The organism is Pseudoalteromonas sp. A757, from assembly GCF_004103285.1.
Lineage (GTDB): Bacteria > Pseudomonadota > Gammaproteobacteria > Enterobacterales > Alteromonadaceae > Pseudoalteromonas > Pseudoalteromonas galatheae.
In genome coordinates this window covers 82840-103076 of record NZ_QNQN01000059.1, presented here as the reverse complement: position 1 = coordinate 103076, position 20237 = coordinate 82840, and the positions used below count along the sequence as shown (strand labels likewise).

Sequence of the window (20237 nt, the reverse complement as noted above, 5' to 3'; positions counted from 1 at the left end):
AAAATAATAACAGCGAGGATTTATGGAGCAAAGCGCTGCGCTCGTTACCAATAACGCGGTAATTATGGGCCTTTTGGCCGTTATACTGGGATTTGTTTTTTACACATCAAGTCAAAAAAGCGGAGTTTGGGCTAAGTTTTACAAGTACGTGCCAGCGCTGTTGATGTGTTATTTCTTACCATCTCTATTAAATACCTTTGGTATCGTTGATGGCAACAATAATGATGTTTACACGGTAGCAAAATATTATCTATTACCCGCTTGTTTGGTGTTATTGACACTAAGTATTGACCTAAAATCGATAGCGGCTTTGGGTAAAAAGGCAATTATCATGTTCCTGACAGGAACGGTGGGTGTGGTGATTGGTGGCCCAATTGCGCTTTTACTTACTGCTACCTTTATGCCTGAGCTACTTGGTGTAACTGGCTCAGAAGCCGTATGGCGTGGCATGGCCGCGCTTGCAGGAAGCTGGATTGGTGGTGGTGCCAATATGGTCGCGATGAAAGAGATTTACGGCGCAGGCGGAGAAATCTTCACCATCATGGTAACGGTTGATATTGTTGTCGCAAACTTGTGGATGGCGTGTTTGCTCTACATGGCGGCGCGCAATAAAGAAATCGATGCGCGAACAGGGGCGGATACATCTTCAATCAACTGCCTAATTGACAAAGTACAAGCATTTGAAGCCGAGCACGCAAGAAAACCCGAACTCAAAGACTTGATGATCCTAGTTGGTTTTGCTTTTGGTGCAACGGGTTTTGCGCATTTTGCTGCAGACTTACTGGTGCCATTTTTTAGTAGCAATTACCCAGAGCTGAAGAAGTTTTCTCTTCATAGCAAACTGTTTTGGATTATTGTCCTCGTTACGACCATAGGTCTGGCACTTTCGTTTACCAAAGTACGTCAATATGAAGCGGTTGGCGCGTCAAAAATTGGCTCGAGCTTTTTATATATTTTAGTAGCAACCATTGGTCTACACATGGATATCACCAAAATTGTTGAGGCGCCTAAATACGTCGTTATTGGTGTTATTTGGATGGCCGTGCATGTTGGTTTGTTATTTATTGTTGCTAAATTAATTAAAGCACCCGTGTTTTATGTTGCCGTTGGCAGTAAAGCAAATATTGGTGGTGCGGCATCTGCGCCGGTGGTGGCCTCGGCGTTCCACCCAGCGCTTGCTCCGGTCGGTGTGTTACTGGCGGTGCTTGGTTATGCCCTTGGTACTTATATGGCTTGGTTATGCGGACAATTGCTTCGTGTGATAGGCAGCTAAAGGATAAAAAATGAATACAGATATTATTAACGTTGCGGGACGAGAAGTTGCAAACGATAAACCGTTCGTGCTGTTCGGTGGAATGAATGTGCTTGAGTCTCGTGACTTGGCAATGCAAATCGCAGAGCATTACGTTGAAGTGACGAGTAAACTTGGGATCCCATACGTATTTAAAGCGTCATTTGATAAAGCCAATCGCTCGTCAATCAATTCTTACCGTGGCCCCGGTATGGAAGAAGGCTTAAAGATTTTTGAAGAAATCAAAAAGACCTTTAATGTACCGGTGATCACCGATGTACATGAGCCATTCCAAGCAAAGCCCGTTGCGGAAGTTGCTGATGTGATCCAGTTACCTGCGTTCCTTGCCCGTCAAACTGACTTAGTTGTCGCTATGGCAGAAACTGGTGCGGTGATTAACGTGAAAAAACCACAGTTTTTAGCGCCACATGAAATGCGCCATATCATTAAGAAGATCAATGAAGCGGGTAATGACAAAGTTATCCTCTGTGAGCGCGGCAGTAGCTTTGGCTATAATAACCTGATCGTGGATATGTTGGGCATGGATGACATGAAGCGTATGGCTCCTGTTATTTTTGATGCGACACATGCGCTACAGCGTCCGGGTGGTCGTAGCGACTCTGCAGATGGCCGCCGTGCTCAGGCTGCTGAGCTTGCTCGTAGCGGTATGGCACTTGGGTTAGCTGGACTCTTTATTGAAGCGCATCCGAATCCAAATGAAGCTAAGTGTGATGGTCCTTGTGCATTGCCATTGGCTAAACTTGAAGGCTATCTACAACAGATGAAAGCGGTAGATGAGCTAGTTAAGAGTTTTGCGCCACTGGACACCAGCGCAGCTGATTTATAATCTATACCCAAGCGACCTCATAATTAGATGTTGTTTGGGGATTTTACTTGCCCGCGGTTAGCGGGTTTTTTATAGGCATGAATGAATGTCACGACGAGTTCCACCATTAAATGCATTAAAAGCCTTTGAGGCGGCGGCACGACACCTGAGCTTTACCAAAGCAGCAGAGGAGTTATACGTCACTCAAGCTGCGGTTAGTCATCAAATTAAAATCTTAGAAGAACATCTAGGTTTAAAGCTGTTTTTGCGCAAAAATCGCTCCTTACTATTAACTGAGGAGGGGCAGGGCTATTACCTCGATATTAAAGATATTTTTTCACAATTAATCGATGCGACTGAAAAGCTCCTAGCGCGAGGCGCAAAAGGGTCGTTAACGGTGAGTTTGACGCCGAGTTTTGCAATTCAATGGTTGGTACCAAGGCTGAGTAACTTTAACGAGTTGCACCCTGAAATCGACGTACGGATCAAAGCCCAAGATCACGACGACAACTCGTTAACGGACGACGTTGATGTCGCGATTTACTACGGTCGTGGTAACTGGAATGGGGTGCAAACCCATAAGCTACATACCGAGTACTTCGTGCCATTGTGTAGCCCGTTTTTGTTAACTGGCCCCAAACCGCTTAATCAGCCAAGCGATTTGGCCCAGCATACTTTGCTTCATGACACCACGCGTCGTGCTTGGAAAGCATGGATGAAAACCGCTGGGGTCAGAAATGTGGCAGTAAATACCGGGCCTATCTTTAGCCACTCTTCTATGGTGTTACAGGCAGCAATTCACGGCCAAGGCGTGGCGCTGGGCAATAGCGTACTGGCAAGACCGGATATAGATGCAGGGCGACTGGTTATTCCATTTAGTCACCACCTCGAAAGTAAAAATGCCTATTACTTGGTATTTAGAGAGTCACAGTCAGAGCTGGGTAAAATAGTTTCATTCAAAGAATGGATGCTTGATATGGTAGAACACGAACAAGAGTTAAATAGTTTATGAGCGCAGTAAATATCGAATGGCACTATGCTGAAAACCCAGTTGCGCAGTTTATTTTTGCCCATGGTGCAGGTGCAGGAAGCGATAGTGATTTTATGCAAGAAATGGCTAAATTGCTTGTTTCTAAGGGCGTTCAAGTTGGGCTCTTTGATTTTGAATATATGCAGCAAGCCAAACAAGAAGGGAAAAAACGCCCACCTGAGCGTGCTCCTAAGCTACTCGCGTATTTTCAACAAGTACTGGCAGCAGTAGAACCAAGTCTACCGCTCTTTATTGGTGGTAAATCAATGGGCGGGCGTATGGCATCTATGCTGGCCTGTGAAACCACTGTAAAGGTGGAAGGAGTACTTGCGTTTGGCTATCCATTCCATCCGCCTGGTAAGCCGGAAAAGCTCAGAGTGGATCATTTTCCTGAGTTGAAATGCCCGCTGCTCATTTTACAAGGCGAACGCGATACCTTTGGCAATCGCACAGAGGTTGATGCCATGTGCTTTCCCGAACAAGTTATGGTGAAGTGGCTCAAAGATGGTGACCATTCACTCAAACCACGTAAGGTGAGTGGTGTAAGCGAATCAGAGAGCCGCGCGAATGCCGCCGCGATAGCGGCGAATTTTATTAAGGAGCGCTGTCATGGCTAAGCTCTACTTGATTATTGGCAGCGTGTTTTGTTTATTGTCTGTGGCACTCGGCGCGTTTGCCGCTCACGGTCTCAAAGGACGTTTGAGCGACTATGCCATTGGTATTTTTAATACGGCTGCACAGTACCAAATGACTCACGGCCTTGCCATTATTGCCACCGCGTTTTTAATCAAATGGGGCCTCAAGGTGCAAATTGCTGGTGGTTTCTTTATTGCTGGTGTACTGCTATTTAGTGGTAGTCTGTACTTACTAGCTTTAACGGGCATGAAATGGCTAGGGCCAATCACCCCAATCGGTGGTACCTGTTTTTTAATTGCTTGGATTTTATTGATAGTTCAAGCTGCTAAATCTTCCTTTTAATCTAGAGAATCTAATGTCGAGTATCGTTATCTATTGTCGCGGTGGTTTTGAAAGTGACGCCGCAGCCGAAATTAATCACTATGCTGCAAAGCATGGAATTGCTGGCTACGTAAAGGCTAAGCCGAATACTGCTTTTGTAACATTTGAGTGCTTTTCGCCAAATGATGCTGAGACCTTAGCGAAGAAAATCGACTTTAAGAAACTGGTGTTTGCAAGGCAGTGGTTTGTTGGCACTTTACATACCCATATGCCGATTGAAGACAGGGTGAGCGTGATAAAAGCGGCTGTGGAAGGCTTTCCTTTGTGTGGTGAGCTGCGCGTTGAAACGCCAGATACTAATGAAGGAAAAGAACTTTCTAAATTCTGTAAAAAGTTTTCAACGCCATTGTCTAAGGCACTCGAGAAGCAAAACAAGCTGACTCGTGAGGTAAAACCTGCCAAGCCTGTATTACATGTATTGTTCCTTGCTAATAACACCGCTTATGTTGGTTATTCGTTTAGTGATAACAATTCGCCATTTTTTATGGGGATCCCGCGTCTGAGAATGCCGTCGGACGCACCAAGTCGCTCGACGCTAAAATTAGACGAGGCATTCCATGTCTTTGTACCTAAAGACCAGCAAGAGACACGTGTACGTGCGGGGATGCGAGCCGTTGATTTAGGTGCTTGCCCAGGTGGTTGGACATACCAACTCGTACGCCGTGGCATGTTCGTAGCCTCAATCGATAATGGCCCGATGAATGATGACCTGATGGAAACGGGACAAGTGAAGCACTATCGTGAAGATGGATTCAAGTACCGCCCAGAAAAACGCAATATTGATTGGTTGGTGTGTGATATGGTCGAAAAGCCAACGCGTGTTGCTGATTTAATGGTGGACTGGGTGGTGAATGCGTTTGCTCGAGAGCTGATCTTTAACTTAAAGCTACCGATGAAAAAACGCTTCGACAGTGTGTATGAATGTCTTACGCTTATCCATGAAGAGCTGCAAAAGTACAATGTAGATTATGAGATCCAAGCAAAGCACCTATATCATGACCGTGAGGAAGTCACGGTACATATTAATGTGCTTAAAGTGCCGCAAAATTTGTACAGCTGATTTGTAGGAGCGATTTCACATCGCGATATTTTTCATCAAGCTCGCCGCATAAAGCGATTCTTACACGGGAGTTAGCTTAGTTGTAGGAGCGATTTCACATCGCGATATTTTTCATCAAGCTCGCCGCATAAAGCGGCTCCCACACGGTGGTTAGCTTAGTTGTAGGAGTGATTTTACATCGCGAGTTTTTCATCAAGCTCGCCGCGTAAAGCGGCTCCCACACGGGAGTTAGCTTAGTTGTAGGAGCGATTTCACATCGCGATCTTTTTTATTAAGATCGCCGCGTAAAGCGGCTCCCACACGGGTGTTAGCTTAGTTGTAGGAGCGATTTTACATCGCGATATTTTTTATCAACTTCGCCGCGTAAAGCGGCTCCCACACGGGGGAGCTTAGTTGTATGAGCGATTTCACATTGCGATCTTTTTCATCAAGCTCGCCGCATAAAGCGGCTCCTACACAGATGTTCGCTTATTTATAGGAGCGGTTTTACATCGCGATCTTTTTATAAAGCTCGCCGCGTAAAGCGGCTCCCACACGGGAGTTAGCTCAGTTGTAGGAGCGATTTCACATCGCGATCTTTTTCATCAAGCTCGCCGCGTAAAGCGGCTCCCACACTGGGGGGAGCTTTTTGTAGGAGCGGTTTCACATCGCGATTTTTTCATCAAGCTCGCCGCATAAAGCGGCTCCCACACAGGGGTTAGCTTAGTTGTAGGAGCGGTTTCACATCGCGATCTTTTTTATCAAGCTCGCCGTATAAAGTGGCTCCCACACAGATGTTCGCTTATTTATAGGAGCGGTTTCACATCGCGATATTTTTTATCAAGCTCGCCGCGTAAAGGGTACCTACACAGTGGCTAGCTCAGTTGTAGGAGCGATTTCACATCGCGATCTTTTTGTTTTAATCAATCTGTCTTAATAACTCGTTACACGGTTGATTTCTGTAAGCGATGTCACCCCTGCGGCGGCTTTTTTCAGGCCAGACTTACGTAGGTTATCAAAACCTAACTGCTCCGCTTTTTCGGCAATCTCAAGAGAATTACCCCCTTCCATGATCAGATGCGAAAGCTCCGGCGTGATTTTTACCACTTCATAAATACCCACACGGCCTTTGTAACCATCGGTGCAGTGTTCACAGCCTTTAGGCGCAAAAAGGGTAATCTCTTTAATTTGCTCGGCAGTAAAGCCTTGCCCTAACAAGGCTTCTTCCGGCAGCGTTTCGGGTGTTTTACACTTAGGGCAAAGGCGTCTTGCAAGACGCTGGGCGATAATCAGACTCACCGAGCTTGCTACGTTGTACGCTGGCACGCCCATGTTTAATAGACGAGTAAGCGTTTCAGGGGCAGAGTTGGTGTGCAGCGTACTCAATACTAAGTGACCGGTTTGGGCAGCTTTTATTGAGATCTCAGCAGTTTCAAGGTCACGGATCTCACCAACCATCACTACATCCGGATCCTGACGCAAGAATGCTCTCAAGGCATTGGCGAAAGTCATATCCGCTTTGGTATTGATTTGTACTTGGTTAATACCCTCAAGGTTTATTTCTACAGGGTCTTCCGCGGTGCTGATATTGCGCTCTGGCTGATTAAGAATATTCAAGCCAGTGTAAAGTGACACGGTTTTACCAGAGCCCGTTGGGCCGGTTACCAAAATCATGCCTTGAGGCTGCTCTAGTGCGTCGAGGTAAAGTTGCTTTTGCTCAGGCTCATAACCTAGCACGTCAATGCCGAGCATGGCACTGGACGAATCTAGAATACGCATTACGATCTTCTCGCCCCACATGGTAGGCAGTGTACTCACACGGAAATCGATACTTTTGCGTTCGGAAATTTTTAGTTTAATGCGACCATCTTGTGGTTTACGTTTTTCCGCTATGTCTAAGTGCGCCATCACTTTAATACGGGCGGCGAGGCGCGTCGCGAGTGTGTTTGGTGGGCTTGCCATTTCATGCAATAGGCCGTCGATACGAAAGCGCACGCGGTATTTTTTTTCGTAAGGCTCAAAGTGCAGATCCGACGCACCTTTTTTTATCGCATCCATTAAAATTTTATTGATATAAACGATGATTGGCGCATCGTCTTTATCTTCGTTGGTGGTTTGCTGTTTAGGCTCGTCATCGACTTCTAAATCGGCAAATTCTTTAAACTCCTCTTCAGAAATCGAGAGGCCGCCCGTTGCATCAAACAGCTGATCAATCTTTGCTTCGAGTTTTTTGTAGTCGGCTACCAGTACTTCACACTGTAATCCAGTACTAAACTCAAAATTTTCAAATGCGCCAAAATCAGTCGGATCGGAAGCCGCTACGTAGAGTTTTCTACCTTTTTGTACCAGTGGTAAAATATGGTGCTTACGGATCAGCTTTTCTTTGACTAGCGCCGGCGGAATTTCACTAACGTTAAAGTGATCAAGATTAAAAAATGGCACCTTGAATAAGTCTAGGCATTCTTCAGCTAGCTCTTTGGAGCTCATTCCTGAACTTAAGCAAATCAACTCGGCAGTGGTGTTTGCTTCTGACTGGCGAGACTTTATTTGCTCAGCAGTGACTCGCCCTAGGGTAATAAATTTACGCAGTAGCGGGGAATGATGTTCCATAGTACCTCTTTGCCTTCACATTGAATGCATATTCAATATTTATCATTAAGTTGGAAAAATGCCAAGTTTTCACAATGAGTGTAGATTAAGTTTTACAGCCAAGTCTAGCCTAATTATTTAGACTTATTTTCACTTGTGCTAGTTTAAGAAATTCGTTGTGTAACCTATCTACCTGTTGCAGGCTTTCAAGTAGTGGCCGGTCGTTGTCTAGTATGTAATCCGCCTTTGCTTGTTTTTCTGAGCGCGGTAACTGCGACTCGATAATACGGCTTACTTGCGCGGCATCTACCGAATCTCGGCTGGTTGTTCTCGCGATTTGCGTATCAACAGCGACATCGACAAGTAAAGTGGCATCGCAATAGCGCTCTAAGCCATTTTCGAACAGCAAAGGCGCCGCTAAAACCACGTAATCGCTTTGTGCTGAGTTTAACTGCGCGAGTATTTCGTTACGGATTAACGGGTGAAGTAGGTCATTAAGCCACTGTTTTTTAGCTGCATCAGCAAAAATAATGGCTCTTAACTTGGCCCTGTCTAAATTGCCGTCAGGCTGTAAAATGGCACTGCCAAACTCATCAGCAATCGCTTGCAGCCCAGTGCTGCCTAGCGCGACTACTTCTCGTGCAACGATATCTGCGTCAACAACCACTACCCCTTTTTGCTGTAAGTGATTAGTGATCGCCGTTTTACCCGCTCCAATACCGCCAGTTACTCCTAAAATCCAATTCTTCGTTTTTAGCATTGTCTTACTTTACGTTATTAGGTTTACGTACCACAGCTGCAGCTGCTCGCCATACATTAGGGTGATCCAGCCTGCAATGGCTAAGTAAGGACCAAACGGAATAGGTGTAGCTTTATCTCGGCCTTGAACACTTAATTGGATGCTACCAATAATTGAGCCGACTAGGCTTGAAAGTAGCACTATAGTTAGAATTGCTTCCCAGCCCATCAATGCACCAAATATAGCTAACAGTTTAAAGTCGCCATAGCCCATGCCTTCTTTACCTGTGAGTAATTTAAAGAGCCAATACACACTCCATAAACTTAAATATCCAACTGCTGCACCAATAATGGCGCTATTGGGTTCGATGCCAACGCCAAAACAACTGGCAACCAGTACTAACCATAAAGTAGGTAGCGTCAGTTGATCGGGCAGCAACATTTCGTCGATATCAATGACGGTAAGTGCAACTAATACCCAAGTAATCAAAATGTACAGAGTGGCTTCTAAAGTGGCACCAAAATGCCACGCAACCCATGTGGAAAGTAGGGCGGTTGTTAGCTCTATCAAAGGATAGCGTACCGAGATTGACGCGTTGCAGTGGTTACATTTGCCTTTTAATAACAGCCAGCTGATCAGGGGAATGTTTTGCCACGCTTTAATTGGTGTTTTGCAGCTTGGGCAATGAGAGTTTGGTTTTACTAGATTAAACACTGGGGCTTCAGCGGTTTGTTTTGGTAGCTCATCAGCGAGCAATACGCGACATTCTGACTGCCAGCTCTGCTTCATCATTTTAGGTAAGCGAAGAATAACCACATTGAGAAAGCTTCCGATGCAAAGACTAACGAGTCCGACTGTAAGTAACCAATACCATAACTGGGTTTGCATCAAGTTGATAATATCTTGCATAGGTTGTGCGCTTGCTTATATTTTTTGTTTAAATTTTCGAGGCATGCTCGGTATCGGTTTTTGCAGTTTACCACACAGCACTATTTAGAGGCACAACACTGCACCTCTAAATGGTGTAATTTTGTGAACAAAATTAAATAACAGAGCCTAGTTGGAATATCGGTAAATACATGGCAATGATAAGGCCTCCGATCAGTACGCCGAGTACCACCATAATGAGTGGTTCTAATAGGCTAGAAAGACCATCTACCGCATCATCGACTTCTTGCTCATAAATGTTCGCAACTTTTGCTAGCATACCGTCCAGCGAACCTGATTCTTCACCAATAGACACCATTTGCACCACCATATCAGGGAAGACCTTGGTGTTATGCATTGCCCAGTGCATTTGGTTACCCGAGTTAACCTCAGCCTTAATCTCAGTAATTGCATTTTTATAAATAATATTACCAGAAGCACCTGCAGCAGAATCGAGTGCATCACCAAGCGGTACACCTGCTGCAAAGGTAGTCGAAAGCGTGCGGGCATAACGGGCTACCGCAGCTTTTTTAAGGATTTCGCCAATCACTGGAATACGTAAAATCATACGGTCGTTAAAGTGCTTTACTGCAGGGCTGCGGATCAGCATTTCTTTATAGGTGTAGGCAAAAAGGCCAATACCAAGCACAAATACCCACCAGTATTCCTGCATAAATTCGGAAATCGCGATAACCATAAGCGTAAAAGCAGGGAGTTCAGCACCAAAACCGGCAAAGATATCTTGAAATTGAGGTACAACAAATATCAAAAGGATAGTGGTTACTATTAGTGCGACGACAATTACCGCAATAGGATAGAAAAGCGCCTTTTTGATTTTGGACTTTAGTGCTTCTGTTTTTTCTTTATAAAGTGCTATGCGGTCAAATATGGTATCAAGCGCACCAGACTGTTCCCCTGAATGGACAAGGTCACAATAAAGCTCATCAAAATATCTTGGGTAAGCTCTTAAAGATTTCGCAAGAGGTTGGCCTGCTTTTACTTCATCAGCTATATGGGCAATTAGCTTAGATAAGCTTTTATTTTTGATGCCACGAGCAAGCATATCTAATGTTTGTACTAAAGAAACACCAGCCATTAGCATAGTGGCTATTTGGCGTGTAGTTGTTGCTATATCGGCTGAGGTAATTTTCTGTTTACCCGCCGATAATCCAAATAAAGGCTTTGGTTTACGCTTTACTTTTGATGGGGTGATCCCTTGCTTTCTGAGCTGAGCTTTAACCAAAGCAACGCTCTGTCCCGTCATTTCACCTTGTAGCTTTTTACCTCGGCTGTTTACACCACTCCAGGTAAACGTATCGTGCTTATTGTTTTCTTGTTTCATACAATTACAAAGGGTCAATGTTGACCCTTTTAACAATACTAGAAGTTATCTGCAGTACTAGAAGTTATCTGCAGTCTGCAGGTCTATATGCTTGAGCAAGTGTGCCACCATCACATGACCAATCGATTGAACCTGTTGGTACAACCCCCGCAGCAAGCGCATTACCACCTGAAGTAGGCTCTAGAATTATAGTACCGTCACCAGCTGCAGCAGTGTAGGTAATTGTTATCTGACCAGTCGCCGCTGCTACGGCAACGCCTCCCACAGCATCGGTCGCTGTAGGCGCTGTCCAACCAGTGCTCAAATCCGCACTTCCATTGACTGCATTTTCTGCAACTGCAACTTTAGCAGCTGAAGCTAGTGAGAAACCCTCTGCAATCTTAGCACGAATTACATAATCTTGATAAGCAGGCAAAGCTACTGCAGCTAGAATACCGATGATTGCTACTACAATCATTAGTTCGATTAGGGTAAAACCACCCTGTTGTTTTTGAGTCATGATGTGTCTCCTAAATTTTAAGTGACTTAACCATAATAGGTTTAAGTTAAGCGTTTATTAAAACCTTTGCAATAAATACCAATCCATCGAATCAACAAACTGGTGTGCTCAAATTGACTTAACGGCGCCCAAGAAGGTGAAGCAAGTTTATCATTCAAACATCTTGAAAACTAAACCCGTTAAGTTTGTGACCGTTCCCTAATCAACTAGAAGTGTAGCACCGATTTAGCTTCAGCGATCACAATTAACATTTACTTTAATAGTAAACGCTGATCCCTACAATCAAATTTTAATAATAAATTATTGATTCTCTTGCGGTAGCGCAAACTTTCCTAATATCGGTTCAAAAAATAAGCGGAATCAATCGTTACCGAACATTAAGATCTTGTTACACTCTAGTTCTTTTGTCGTATTTAACGAGTTTTAAGTAGGTTTGTCAACGAAATAGAAAACTTTTCCTATTACGCAGGATTACAGGGTGAGTGCACACTTTGCTGTTACGTAGTGGTATTCTTTTAAAAATGAAAAATCTGAGCTCACACGGGTTGGAAAATCAGCTACAGTGAGCGAACTACAGGTTACTTGATAGCACTATAAAAAGGGGATAGGGCCCAGCAATGAGCCCTGTATGAATGTTTTTTGAAATTTAGCGCAAGCTGGTTATTCAAAGCGCATCGAAAGATCGATACTTTGTACATGCTTGGTCAGTGCGCCGCTTGAAATAAAATCAACACCAGCTTGTGCGTAAGTCGTCAAAATTTCAATGGTCATATTACCAGAGACTTCCAGCTTGGCTTTGCCTTGTGTGATTTCAACTGCTTGTTGAATCTCACTTACGCTGAAATTATCTAACATAATAATATCGCTGCCCGCATCCAAGGCTTGTTGTAATTCGCCCAAATTTTCTACTTCAACTTCTACTGGCTTGTCCGGATGATTATTGCGCGCGGTCGCAACGGCTTTGGTGATACTACCACAGGCTGCAATGTGGTTTTCTTTAATAAGATACGCATCAAATAGACCGATTCTATGATTTTTTCCACCACCACATTTAACTGCGTATTTTTGTAGTGCTCTTAATCCTGGGATGGTTTTACGTGTATCCAGCAGTTTAGTTTGCGTACCGCTCAGCATCTCAACATATTTTGCTGTGGTAGTTGCTGTGCCCGACAGTGTTTGTACAAAATTAAGTGCCGTGCGCTCTGCGGTTAGGATCGCTCTTGCTGAACCACTTGCGGTAAACAAACGGGTATTAGCGGTGACAAGGTCGCCGTCGTTCACAAGTACATTGACGCTAACACTTGGGTCGACTTGCTGAAAAACCTCCTCGATTAACGCCTTGCCAACGAACACACAATCTTCCCTCGTGATCACATAGGCATTTGCTTGCTGTGTTTCTGGGATAAGGGCTGCGGTAATATCACCTTGGTTTGGTGTTTGATAATTAAGGTCTTCGTCTAGCGCCTGCTTTACCAATTGGCTGATAAGATTTTGGTCAATCATAGGTTGTCTTTTCATTTTTCTGTAATGGCCGAATTTTACGCGCGTTTGTCTAGGAGTACAATTGATGGAGAAGAATTCATGGAATTTGACGGCGCGATTTTTATTTCGCGAGGTAAATCCGCTGCTACGGTCATGCGTTGTTTGCTACTGTGAATTTACATCGCGACACTATTGTTAAATTACACCTAGGTCCATCCCTACCTTTTGTCTTATTTTGTCTTTATAATCGAATCTAAACCAAGGCTTGGAACTAATACTTTGAATTGGCTACCTTTTGCTAAACACAAGCAATCCCCACATTACGATGCAAGACCGCAAGCGTGTGAGATAGATTTACTGGTTATTCATAATATCTCGCTGCCCGCAGGGGACTTTGGCACGCCGTATGTGGAAGACTTATTTATGGGTACGCTGGACTGTGGTGCGCATCCGACTTTTTCTGACTTAGAGGGAGTTAGGGTGTCGGCGCACTGTGTTATACGTCGTGACGGTAGCGTCACCCAATACGTTCCCTTTGTTGAGCGGGCATGGCATGCGGGCGTGTCGCAGTGGCAAGGTCGAACTCGCTGCAATGACTTTGCAATTGGTATTGAAATGGAGGGAACAGACACCACGCCATATACCGAAGCGCAATATGCGAGTTTAGTAAAAACAACGCGTTGGCTGCAACAGCACTATCCAAAACTGACGAATGATCGTATTGTAGGGCACAATGATATTGCTCCAGGACGAAAGACAGATCCGGGAGCTGCATTTGATTGGCAGCATTATTTTACCTTGTTAAATAACCAAGAGAGCTAGGCAAGCATGATCTTAATTTCTATCATCATCGCGCTTATTATTGAACGACTTGGCGCGCGGGCGGATTACTGGCAAGTCGACTATTACCTGCAAAGTTACTACGCGAAAACCAAATCTTGGACTCAGCCAAGTGCCATGTTGGGCTCGCATTTCGGTGTGATGCTTTGGTTAGTTATTCCTGCATGCGTCGTTGCTTTTATATACAGCTTAAGTGACTTTGTATTTTGGCAGTTTGCAATCAATATCTGTGTGCTCTTGGTCTGTTTTGGTTGTGCTAAATATCGCAAGCTCTATAAGGGCTATTTGAATGCACTGACCAGAGGTGATAACGAAGCCGCTACGCTTTATGCGTTGCAAATGGGGCAAGACAAATTAGAAGACGAGCCAGGCGGAGAGACGTTTGGTCAGACGCTTTCGTGGATCAACTTTCAGCACTACTGCGGAGTTATTTTTTGGTTTGTGGCACTGGGCGCGCCGGGCGCTGTGCTATATGCGATGGTAAGACAAATTGTGCATTGGCATCATGAGCAAGAAAATCCACCGCTAGACCACGTGTTTGAGCAGTTTTGCCGGTTATTTTACTGGTTAAATTGGATCCCTGCTCGGATCGCAAGCTTCGGTTTTTTGATTATAGGTAACTTTAGTAAAGGTACATCAAGTTGGTTGAAGTATGTGCTAGATTTTAAAACCACGAATCGTCAAATTGTCACAAGCACTGCACTTGCGGCCGAGCAAATTGAACAGCAGTTTTTAGGCTGTACCTTTGAAGCAAGCTGTATGATGCGTCTTGTGAAGCGTAATATTCTGTTTTATCTCGTGATTATTGCTGTGCTGACTTTATTTGGGTGGGTTGAGTAAGTAACCTAAGCTGCAAAGCACACCTTTATATAACAATGCTCCATATACCGTCAGTGTATATGGAGCTGTTGACATCAGTGCTTGAAGTTGGCCTCTAACCAGCGCTTTTTCAGCTCTTCCATCTTAGAAATAAGCGGCGCATCAAAGCCCATGTTTCGAACCACATAATCAGTGACGTCAACCAAATCACAGACACCTGTGATGGACCATAGTGCCTCTTCAAGGTCTTTTGCTTTGTGGATTGCGTAATGGCTTACGTAACGTAACTCATTAGCCAGATAGTCCATATCTGGGCGGCCGGTTTTTGACACGTAAAGCTGATAGACAAAAAGTAAGTCGTTGCGTAGCGCCTTTTTAGCATATAAATACAGGCTATCAAGCGCTTCTTCGTGGGCAATAACTTGCGCGCTTACCGCTTCGTGTTGACTGCTTTGCTTTGGGTCAAATTTAATAAACACCAAATATTTAAGTGGTTTATCTTGTCTTGATTTTGCTTTTAGAATTTCTGTTAGCTTCTCTTCGACAAAGCGCTCGGGGAAAACAGCCTTAGCGTCTAAAGTATTGTCATCGTTATCGCTAAATGAGTGCAATAAGTGATGGAGGGATGTTGGGTAGAGTCCTTGCCCAATCGCTCCAACTGCATTATGTGAGGTTTCTTTGTGTAAATAAAGAGGGAACTGACAAACCGATTTCGTAACCATATTACGCAGTGCAAGAGACAATCCCGGTACCTTTGGTGTTTCATCACAAGCGACTAACTTGTCTTTGTTGTTTTCTATCAACGCTTTGAAGAAGTTCATTGCAGAGTGGTCCAACTGACCTATCTTTTGTACTTTTAGGTTAATGATAGTTTTGGTTTTATTTACCATCATCACTTCATAGCGTAAGTTGGTTAAATTATGCTGTTTCGTCAATTTTTGTAAATCGACCAAGTCTAAGTGTATGGAGTCGCCCTTATTCAGCGGCATTTCTTGGCCGCACTCTACTTGTAAGCCCATTACTGAAAAGTCGCGGGTTACACAGTTGAAACTCCCTTGACCGTCAATGTGAACGACGGCACTGGTTTTATAAAGGTAGCGCCTATGCGCACGCAAGTTAACGTACTCTAAGGCAACCACTTCAAGGGGAGGGGGGCTAGCTGACTTGCCGTGGCCAAACTTTTTTAATTGATTAACTAAGTTTTGTTCATAACTTAGTCGTTGAAATCGCTCATTAATAGATGGATTGCCAATATCTGTTAGCAACATGAGATATTTTACATCTTGAATAAAGCCTTGAACCCTTGGTGTCGGGCGCTTATTTAGTTTCTCGATATTTTTTCCTGCACTGGCAGGAAGCGAAAGCGGGATAAACGCATCTTCATGATGGCTTGGCATCAGCTGTACTTTAAACGTGCGCCAGCTGTCTTTTTGACTGCCAAAGGCAAAAAACAGATCGTTTAGTTGCTGCATTTCTTCCAGTTCAAAGTCAAAGGCTGAGTAAAAGTACATTTTACCTTGACTAGAGTGAGTAAACACATGGCATACCGCTTCTTTTACCGCGCCAGAAAGCGCGAGCAGTCGCTGAATTCGTTTTTGGTTGAAGACGGAATAAAGGCTTGATTGCTTTCTTTCGTCCTCAAAGTAGTAATTGATGTAAGCGTTATTTTCGTTGGTGAGCACCATACTTGGATAAAGTTGTTTTTGTTTCTCACTGATGAAAACAAACAAAGAGCAGACCCGTGGTAGATAGTATTGTTCATAGCCCTTACAAACAACGGCATCCAGAGTGTTGTCGAGATTTATTTTATAACGGCGCTTGTTACCGTGAATAAAGCTATTCAAAAAGTCATCAAACCCTTGGTTTTTCTCGATAAATGTACGTTTTAAGCGAACTTGATTATATTCAATCGTACCCGGTTCTACGGCGACGACTTCATACTGAATACCTTCTTTCAAGCCAAGCTCAAAGTCTTGCTCGAGACCCACTAAGCGGATCGAAATAATTTGTCCAGGGTCGACTTGCTGATTGGTCGGTAATTTTATTTTAGCGCCGCTGAGGGAAATATCGGAGGTCGTGGCGGAAACCTTAGGGCGATTTTTTGCCAATTCCACCGTTATTTTAATGGAGTAATTCATGCGCTCTTCGGAGCGACTTTCGTATGACGCGAAACGAACGAGTTTAGTGTAGTTATGATTCTCCGCGTCCTTCTCTACCTCTTCTTCGCGCGCTTGGGCCTGCTTTTGCATGACCTTATAATTATTGTCGGTACTCATTACAGACTCGTAAACTGCAAGAGTATAACCCCCGTGTTTAGCGACTTCCCGTTCGAATACTTCGATTGCCAAGTCGTCCATAAAGTGCTGTTTGCCTTCGTATTCGTAAGGCTTAACTTGGCCTGCGACTTGTCCTCTGAGGTCAATAAATCGTGCCACGGGCTGAGACAGCCGCGACATTTCCATTTTTAACAGAAATTGGTCTGGCTTAGATAAGTCCGCAGTTCGTTGCTTAAATATGCGATCAAAAGCCGGATCGCCAAGATCCAGTTTTAAATCCTCAATTAAGCTTTGATATTTTTGTAATCTATCTTCAGGCATAAACAGTTTTACACGCGCTCATTTTATGTGACCAGTTGGGTCACCGCCAATATTATGTCAACATTGGCGCTTTATTAGTTTATTCTTAACCTATTATTGTGTTTAAGCAAGATATATACCTGTAATTTATGGCAAAAAAGAAAACAGCATTTGTATGTAGCGATTGTGGTGCCGAGTTCGCGCGTTGGCAAGGTCAGTGTTCGGAGTGTAAGGCGTGGAATACGGTAACGGAATTTCGCGTTCCGTCAGCAAAGTCAGTTCCTCAAGGTGGTTCAACGTCAGGTTATGCTGGGCTGGTTGAAGCTAAAGTACAAACCTTAGATGAAGTTAACCTAGAGCAGTTACCGCGATTTTCAACGGGATTTAAAGAGTTTGACCGTGTCCTTGGTGGCGGTGTTGTGCCGGGAAGTGCAATATTAATCGGTGGTAGTCCCGGGGCTGGTAAGAGTACGGTGCTGCTGCAAACCATGTGTCGCCTTGCTGAAACCATGAACACTTTGTATGTCACAGGTGAGGAGTCGCTGCAACAAGTTGCCATGCGTGCCACACGATTGGGGCTACCGACAAATAAGCTTAAAACACTCGCAGAAACCAACGTTGAAACAATTTGCCAGCTCGCGCTTCGTGAAAAGCCAAGCATCATGGTTATTGATTCAATTCAAGTTATGCACATGAGTGATATCCAATCGGCACCGGGGTCGGTTTCTCAAGTGCGTGAAAGCGCTGCTTATTTGACGCGTTTTGCCAAAACCAACCAAGTTGCCATTATTATGGTGGGGCATGTAACTAAAGATGGTACACTGGCCGGCCCTAAGGTGCTGGAGCACTGTATAGATTGCTCTATTTTGCTAGAAGGCAGTGCGGACAGCCGTTTTAGAACCTTACGTGGCAATAAAAACCGTTTTGGTGCTGTAAACGAATTGGGTGTGTTTGCTATGACAAGCCAAGGCTTAAAGGAAGTAAACAATCCTTCGGCTATTTTCTTAAACCGTGGCGAAGCGCAAACACCAGGCTCATTAGTCATGGTTATTTGGGAGGGCACACGGCCACTCCTTGTGGAAGTCCAAGCGCTAGTAGACTATTCACAGCTCGCTAACCCGCGTCGCGTCACTGTTGGTTTGGAGCAAAATCGTTTGGCCATGCTACTTGCGGTATTGCATCGTCACGGCGGTTTACAGGTGTCGGATCAAGATGTGTTTGTAAACGTTGTAGGTGGCGTCAAAGTGACTGAAACCAGTGCCGATTTAGCCTTGATAGCTGCACTGGTTTCAAGCTTTAAAAACCAAACCTTAGACAGGCAGCTGGTGGTATTTGGCGAGGTGGGTCTTGGTGGTGAGATCCGACCGGTGCCTAGTGGGCAAGAGCGATTGCGTGAAGCGTCCAAACATGGATTTACAAGAGCGATTGTACCAAAAGCAAATAAACCAAAAGAGAATATTGAGGGGATGGAAATTGTTGCCGTCTCTAGCCTCAGCGAAGCGCTTGAGGCACTTTTTTAAATAATGGAGTGAAATATGAATAAGTCCACATTAGCAGTTGCCGTTGTGGTACTAGCGGGCGCAGGGTATGTTGGTGCCAACTACTATGTAAATGAGCAAGTGAAACAAGAAATCACCAAGCAAATAGAAAGCTTCGAACAAGACAGTGGCCTTACGGTGAGTTTTGCAAACAGCTCTGTTGATTTATTTACCCGTGGAGTAGAAATCACCGACTTAATAATTTCACAACCCGATGAAAATATAGCACTATTTACCATCGATAAGCTCAATGTTGTAGGTTACGAGCAGGACAAAATTAGCCCTTATACCGAGCTTGATCTAGTTGGTTTGAAATTAGCAAAAGAAGCTGAAGAGTTTACCCAAGGGATGTCGCCGGAGCTGGTGAATGCAACGTACCATTTGAATACAAGTCTCGCCTATGATGAAGCATCTGGCGCCAGTGAGTTTACATTCGCATCTTCTGCAGAAGGCATTGTGAAGACTTCTTTTAATGCTGCGTTTGGAAACAGTAAGGCTTTTATGGATGCTTCATTGGCAGCATCAAAAATTCAAGGTGATACACCGAATCTTGAGCAAGAGCTTCAAGCACAGTCGCAGATGATGACGGCAATGCAGTCTCTTGAGTTAAAGTCCCTTAGCATTAATATTGATAATGCAGGCGGCTTACCTCAATTACTTGAGTCTGAAATTGCTCAGCAGGGTATGAGCAAGGCTGACTTTCAGGCGATTGTTGCCCAGCAACTGCAAATGATGATGTTACCTGCTGAAATTCAAACGGCTGTAAATGACTTTGCTAATGGAGTGGAGTCACTTGCGATATCTGTTTCGGTACCACAAAGTCAAAGTATGATGACCCTGGGGCAGCAATTATCTATGTCTATGGCGCAAAATCCAGAGACACTGTCTGAACTTATCGAAATCAAGGCGAGCGGTAAATAAAGTCAATCCAGCTAGTTTAACGGGGTTGTGGACTTGCTCCTCAATCCCTCCATCTCTCATAAACCCATTCATTCGCAATATTATTTTTACCAAGTTGGTGAAATCTAAAGCAGCCTTGAGGTTGATCATACAATTCGTTGGAGTTGCAAAGGCTGCGGTGGTAGCATTGGAGTATCAATTGCTTGGGAATGTATTTATGAGCGAATTCAAAGACTACCAGCAAGCTCAATTGCTATTAGAAAAACACGAATTATTTATTGCCCCTGCCGAAGTTCACGGCACCATTTCTGGGCTATTGGCCTGTGGTCTAAATATCGAAGATTCAGAGTATTTGGGTCTATTGAGCGACGTATTTAACGACGGTCAAAAATTTTCAGCGCCAATTAGAGAGTTTTGCATCGATTTATATAAGCAAGTTGCCGAGCACTTCAACGACGGTGAGTTCCAGTTTGAATTATATTTACCGCCGGAAGACGAATCATTACACGACCAAGCTAACGCACTGATTGCTTGGGTATCCGGCTTTTTATTAGGCTTTGGTTTAAAGCAAAAGGACTATGGCAAGTTATCTGCAGATGTTAAAGAAGTAATTAACGACTTTAGCGAAATAACCAAGCTTGATACTGGTTTTGAAGACAGCAATGACGATAAAGAAGCACTGCTCGAAGTGGTAGAATATGTGCGTGTTTCTACACTGTTATGCTTTGCCGAGATGGGTAAAGAACCCCAGTCCGTTAGCACATCAAAGACGATACATTAATT

At 44.2% G+C, this 20237-nt stretch carries 18 protein-coding genes; 11 read left to right on the top strand and 7 right to left on the bottom strand.

Going from position 1 to position 20237, the window contains the following annotated elements; all coding sequences use genetic code 11:
• Positions 1-22: 22 nt before the first annotated feature.
• From DRB05_RS05105 to rlmM, 6 genes are all read left to right on the top strand, one after another.
• Positions 23-1273 carry a DUF819 family protein gene (locus DRB05_RS05105; RefSeq protein ID WP_128725964.1) on the top strand — a complete coding sequence of 417 codons (1251 nt, stop codon included), beginning with the start codon at positions 23-25 and terminating at the stop codon, positions 1271-1273.
• Between the two features lie 10 nt (positions 1274-1283).
• Positions 1284-2138 carry a 3-deoxy-8-phosphooctulonate synthase gene (kdsA, locus tag DRB05_RS05100; protein ID WP_010370475.1) on the top strand — a complete coding sequence of 285 codons (855 nt, stop codon included), beginning with the start codon at positions 1284-1286 and terminating at the stop codon, positions 2136-2138.
• Between the two features lie 85 nt (positions 2139-2223).
• Positions 2224-3129, top strand: coding sequence for a transcriptional regulator GcvA (locus DRB05_RS05095; protein ID WP_128725963.1), 906 nt, complete (start codon positions 2224-2226; stop codon positions 3127-3129).
• Positions 3126-3764: an alpha/beta family hydrolase gene (locus DRB05_RS05090; RefSeq protein ID WP_128725962.1), complete on the top strand. Its 639-nt coding sequence runs from the start codon at positions 3126-3128 to the stop codon at positions 3762-3764. Before DRB05_RS05095 ends, DRB05_RS05090 begins: the two co-directional genes overlap by 4 nt.
• On the top strand, positions 3757-4125 hold the full coding sequence (locus tag DRB05_RS05085; RefSeq protein WP_128725961.1) for a DUF423 domain-containing protein: 369 nt from the start codon (positions 3757-3759) through the stop codon (positions 4123-4125). The genes DRB05_RS05090 and DRB05_RS05085 overlap by 8 nt, the downstream gene beginning before the upstream one ends.
• Before the next feature lie 13 nt (positions 4126-4138).
• Positions 4139-5224 carry a 23S rRNA (cytidine(2498)-2'-O)-methyltransferase RlmM gene (gene rlmM, locus DRB05_RS05080; RefSeq protein ID WP_045961995.1) on the top strand — a complete coding sequence of 362 codons (1086 nt, stop codon included), beginning with the start codon at positions 4139-4141 and terminating at the stop codon, positions 5222-5224.
• A 912-nt stretch (positions 5225-6136) separates the two neighbouring features.
• On the opposite strand, the gene pilB is transcribed toward rlmM, so the two are convergent.
• From pilB to nadC, 6 genes are all read right to left on the bottom strand, one after another.
• Positions 6137-7813 (bottom strand): type IV-A pilus assembly ATPase PilB, encoded by a 1677-nt coding sequence (gene pilB / locus DRB05_RS05075; protein ID WP_128725960.1) that lies wholly within the window; start codon positions 7811-7813, stop codon positions 6137-6139.
• 109 nt (positions 7814-7922) lie between these two features.
• A complete protein-coding gene (coaE, locus tag DRB05_RS05070; RefSeq protein ID WP_128725959.1) occupies positions 7923-8552 on the bottom strand; it encodes a dephospho-CoA kinase in 630 nt (209 codons plus the stop codon).
• Positions 8553-8561: 9 nt separating this feature from the next.
• Positions 8562-9440 (bottom strand): A24 family peptidase, encoded by an 879-nt coding sequence (locus DRB05_RS05065; RefSeq protein ID WP_128725958.1) that lies wholly within the window; start codon positions 9438-9440, stop codon positions 8562-8564.
• A gap of 133 nt (positions 9441-9573) precedes the next feature.
• Positions 9574-10800 carry a type II secretion system F family protein gene (locus DRB05_RS05060; RefSeq protein WP_128725957.1) on the bottom strand — a complete coding sequence of 409 codons (1227 nt, stop codon included), beginning with the start codon at positions 10798-10800 and terminating at the stop codon, positions 9574-9576.
• A gap of 64 nt (positions 10801-10864) precedes the next feature.
• Positions 10865-11299 carry a pilin gene (locus DRB05_RS05055; RefSeq protein ID WP_128725956.1) on the bottom strand — a complete coding sequence of 145 codons (435 nt, stop codon included), beginning with the start codon at positions 11297-11299 and terminating at the stop codon, positions 10865-10867.
• 660 nt (positions 11300-11959) lie between these two features.
• Entirely contained in the window at positions 11960-12802 is an 843-nt protein-coding gene (gene nadC, locus DRB05_RS05050) for a carboxylating nicotinate-nucleotide diphosphorylase (RefSeq protein ID WP_128725955.1), read from the bottom strand.
• Positions 12803-13060: 258 nt separating this feature from the next.
• Here nadC and ampD point away from each other — a divergent pair, with 258 nt between their 5' ends.
• Positions 13061-13603, top strand: a complete 543-nt coding sequence (ampD, locus tag DRB05_RS05045) for a 1,6-anhydro-N-acetylmuramyl-L-alanine amidase AmpD (protein WP_128725954.1) — start codon at positions 13061-13063, stop codon at positions 13601-13603.
• Positions 13604-13609: 6 nt separating this feature from the next.
• Positions 13610-14461 (top strand): beta-lactamase regulator AmpE, encoded by an 852-nt coding sequence (ampE, locus tag DRB05_RS05040; protein WP_128725953.1) that lies wholly within the window; start codon positions 13610-13612, stop codon positions 14459-14461.
• A gap of 74 nt (positions 14462-14535) precedes the next feature.
• Here the strand turns inward: ampE and DRB05_RS05035 are convergent, their stop codons facing one another.
• On the bottom strand, positions 14536-17037 hold the full coding sequence (locus DRB05_RS05035) for a PilZ domain-containing protein (RefSeq protein ID WP_128725952.1): 2502 nt from the start codon (positions 17035-17037) through the stop codon (positions 14536-14538).
• 128 nt (positions 17038-17165) lie between these two features.
• On the opposite strand from DRB05_RS05035, the gene radA reads away from it, so the two are divergent.
• The 3 genes from radA to DRB05_RS05020 all read left to right on the top strand — a co-directional run bounded on the left by radA (position 17166) and on the right by DRB05_RS05020 (position 20235).
• On the top strand, positions 17166-18536 hold the full coding sequence (gene radA / locus DRB05_RS05030; RefSeq protein WP_010370516.1) for a DNA repair protein RadA: 1371 nt from the start codon (positions 17166-17168) through the stop codon (positions 18534-18536).
• Positions 18537-18551: 15 nt separating this feature from the next.
• Entirely contained in the window at positions 18552-19475 is a 924-nt protein-coding gene (locus DRB05_RS05025) for a DUF945 family protein (protein ID WP_128725951.1), read from the top strand.
• 196 nt (positions 19476-19671) lie between these two features.
• The gene (locus DRB05_RS05020) at positions 19672-20235 is read left to right on the top strand and encodes a UPF0149 family protein (protein ID WP_026000986.1); all 564 of its coding nucleotides are present in this window, start codon (positions 19672-19674) and stop codon (positions 20233-20235) included.
• The last annotated feature ends 2 nt before the right edge of the window (positions 20236-20237 follow it).

Bases quoted from the DNA above. Each gene is read 5' to 3' on its own strand.
- DRB05_RS05095 (WP_128725963.1), top strand. From the start codon at position 2,224: ATGTCACGACGAGTTCCACCATTAAATGCATTAAAAGCCTTTGAGGCG.
- DRB05_RS05065 (WP_128725958.1), bottom strand. From the start codon at position 9,440: ATGCAAGATATTATCAACTTGATGCAAACCCAGTTATGGTATTGGTTA.
- DRB05_RS05055 (WP_128725956.1), bottom strand. From the start codon at position 11,299: ATGACTCAAAAACAACAGGGTGGTTTTACCCTAATCGAACTAATGATT.
- DRB05_RS05105 (WP_128725964.1), top strand. From the start codon at position 23: ATGGAGCAAAGCGCTGCGCTCGTTACCAATAACGCGGTAATTATGGGC.
- DRB05_RS05025 (WP_128725951.1), top strand. From the start codon at position 18,552: ATGAATAAGTCCACATTAGCAGTTGCCGTTGTGGTACTAGCGGGCGCA.
- coaE (WP_128725959.1), bottom strand. From the start codon at position 8,552: ATGCTAAAAACGAAGAATTGGATTTTAGGAGTAACTGGCGGTATTGGA.
- pilB (WP_128725960.1), bottom strand. From the start codon at position 7,813: ATGGAACATCATTCCCCGCTACTGCGTAAATTTATTACCCTAGGGCGA.
- DRB05_RS05035 (WP_128725952.1), bottom strand. From the start codon at position 17,037: ATGCCTGAAGATAGATTACAAAAATATCAAAGCTTAATTGAGGATTTA.
- DRB05_RS05085 (WP_128725961.1), top strand. From the start codon at position 3,757: ATGGCTAAGCTCTACTTGATTATTGGCAGCGTGTTTTGTTTATTGTCT.
- DRB05_RS05060 (WP_128725957.1), bottom strand. From the start codon at position 10,800: ATGAAACAAGAAAACAATAAGCACGATACGTTTACCTGGAGTGGTGTA.
- radA (WP_010370516.1), top strand. From the start codon at position 17,166: ATGGCAAAAAAGAAAACAGCATTTGTATGTAGCGATTGTGGTGCCGAG.
- ampE (WP_128725953.1), top strand. From the start codon at position 13,610: ATGATCTTAATTTCTATCATCATCGCGCTTATTATTGAACGACTTGGC.
- rlmM (WP_045961995.1), top strand. From the start codon at position 4,139: ATGTCGAGTATCGTTATCTATTGTCGCGGTGGTTTTGAAAGTGACGCC.
- nadC (WP_128725955.1), bottom strand. From the start codon at position 12,802: ATGATTGACCAAAATCTTATCAGCCAATTGGTAAAGCAGGCGCTAGAC.
- kdsA (WP_010370475.1), top strand. From the start codon at position 1,284: ATGAATACAGATATTATTAACGTTGCGGGACGAGAAGTTGCAAACGAT.
- DRB05_RS05020 (WP_026000986.1), top strand. From the start codon at position 19,672: ATGAGCGAATTCAAAGACTACCAGCAAGCTCAATTGCTATTAGAAAAA.
- DRB05_RS05090 (WP_128725962.1), top strand. From the start codon at position 3,126: ATGAGCGCAGTAAATATCGAATGGCACTATGCTGAAAACCCAGTTGCG.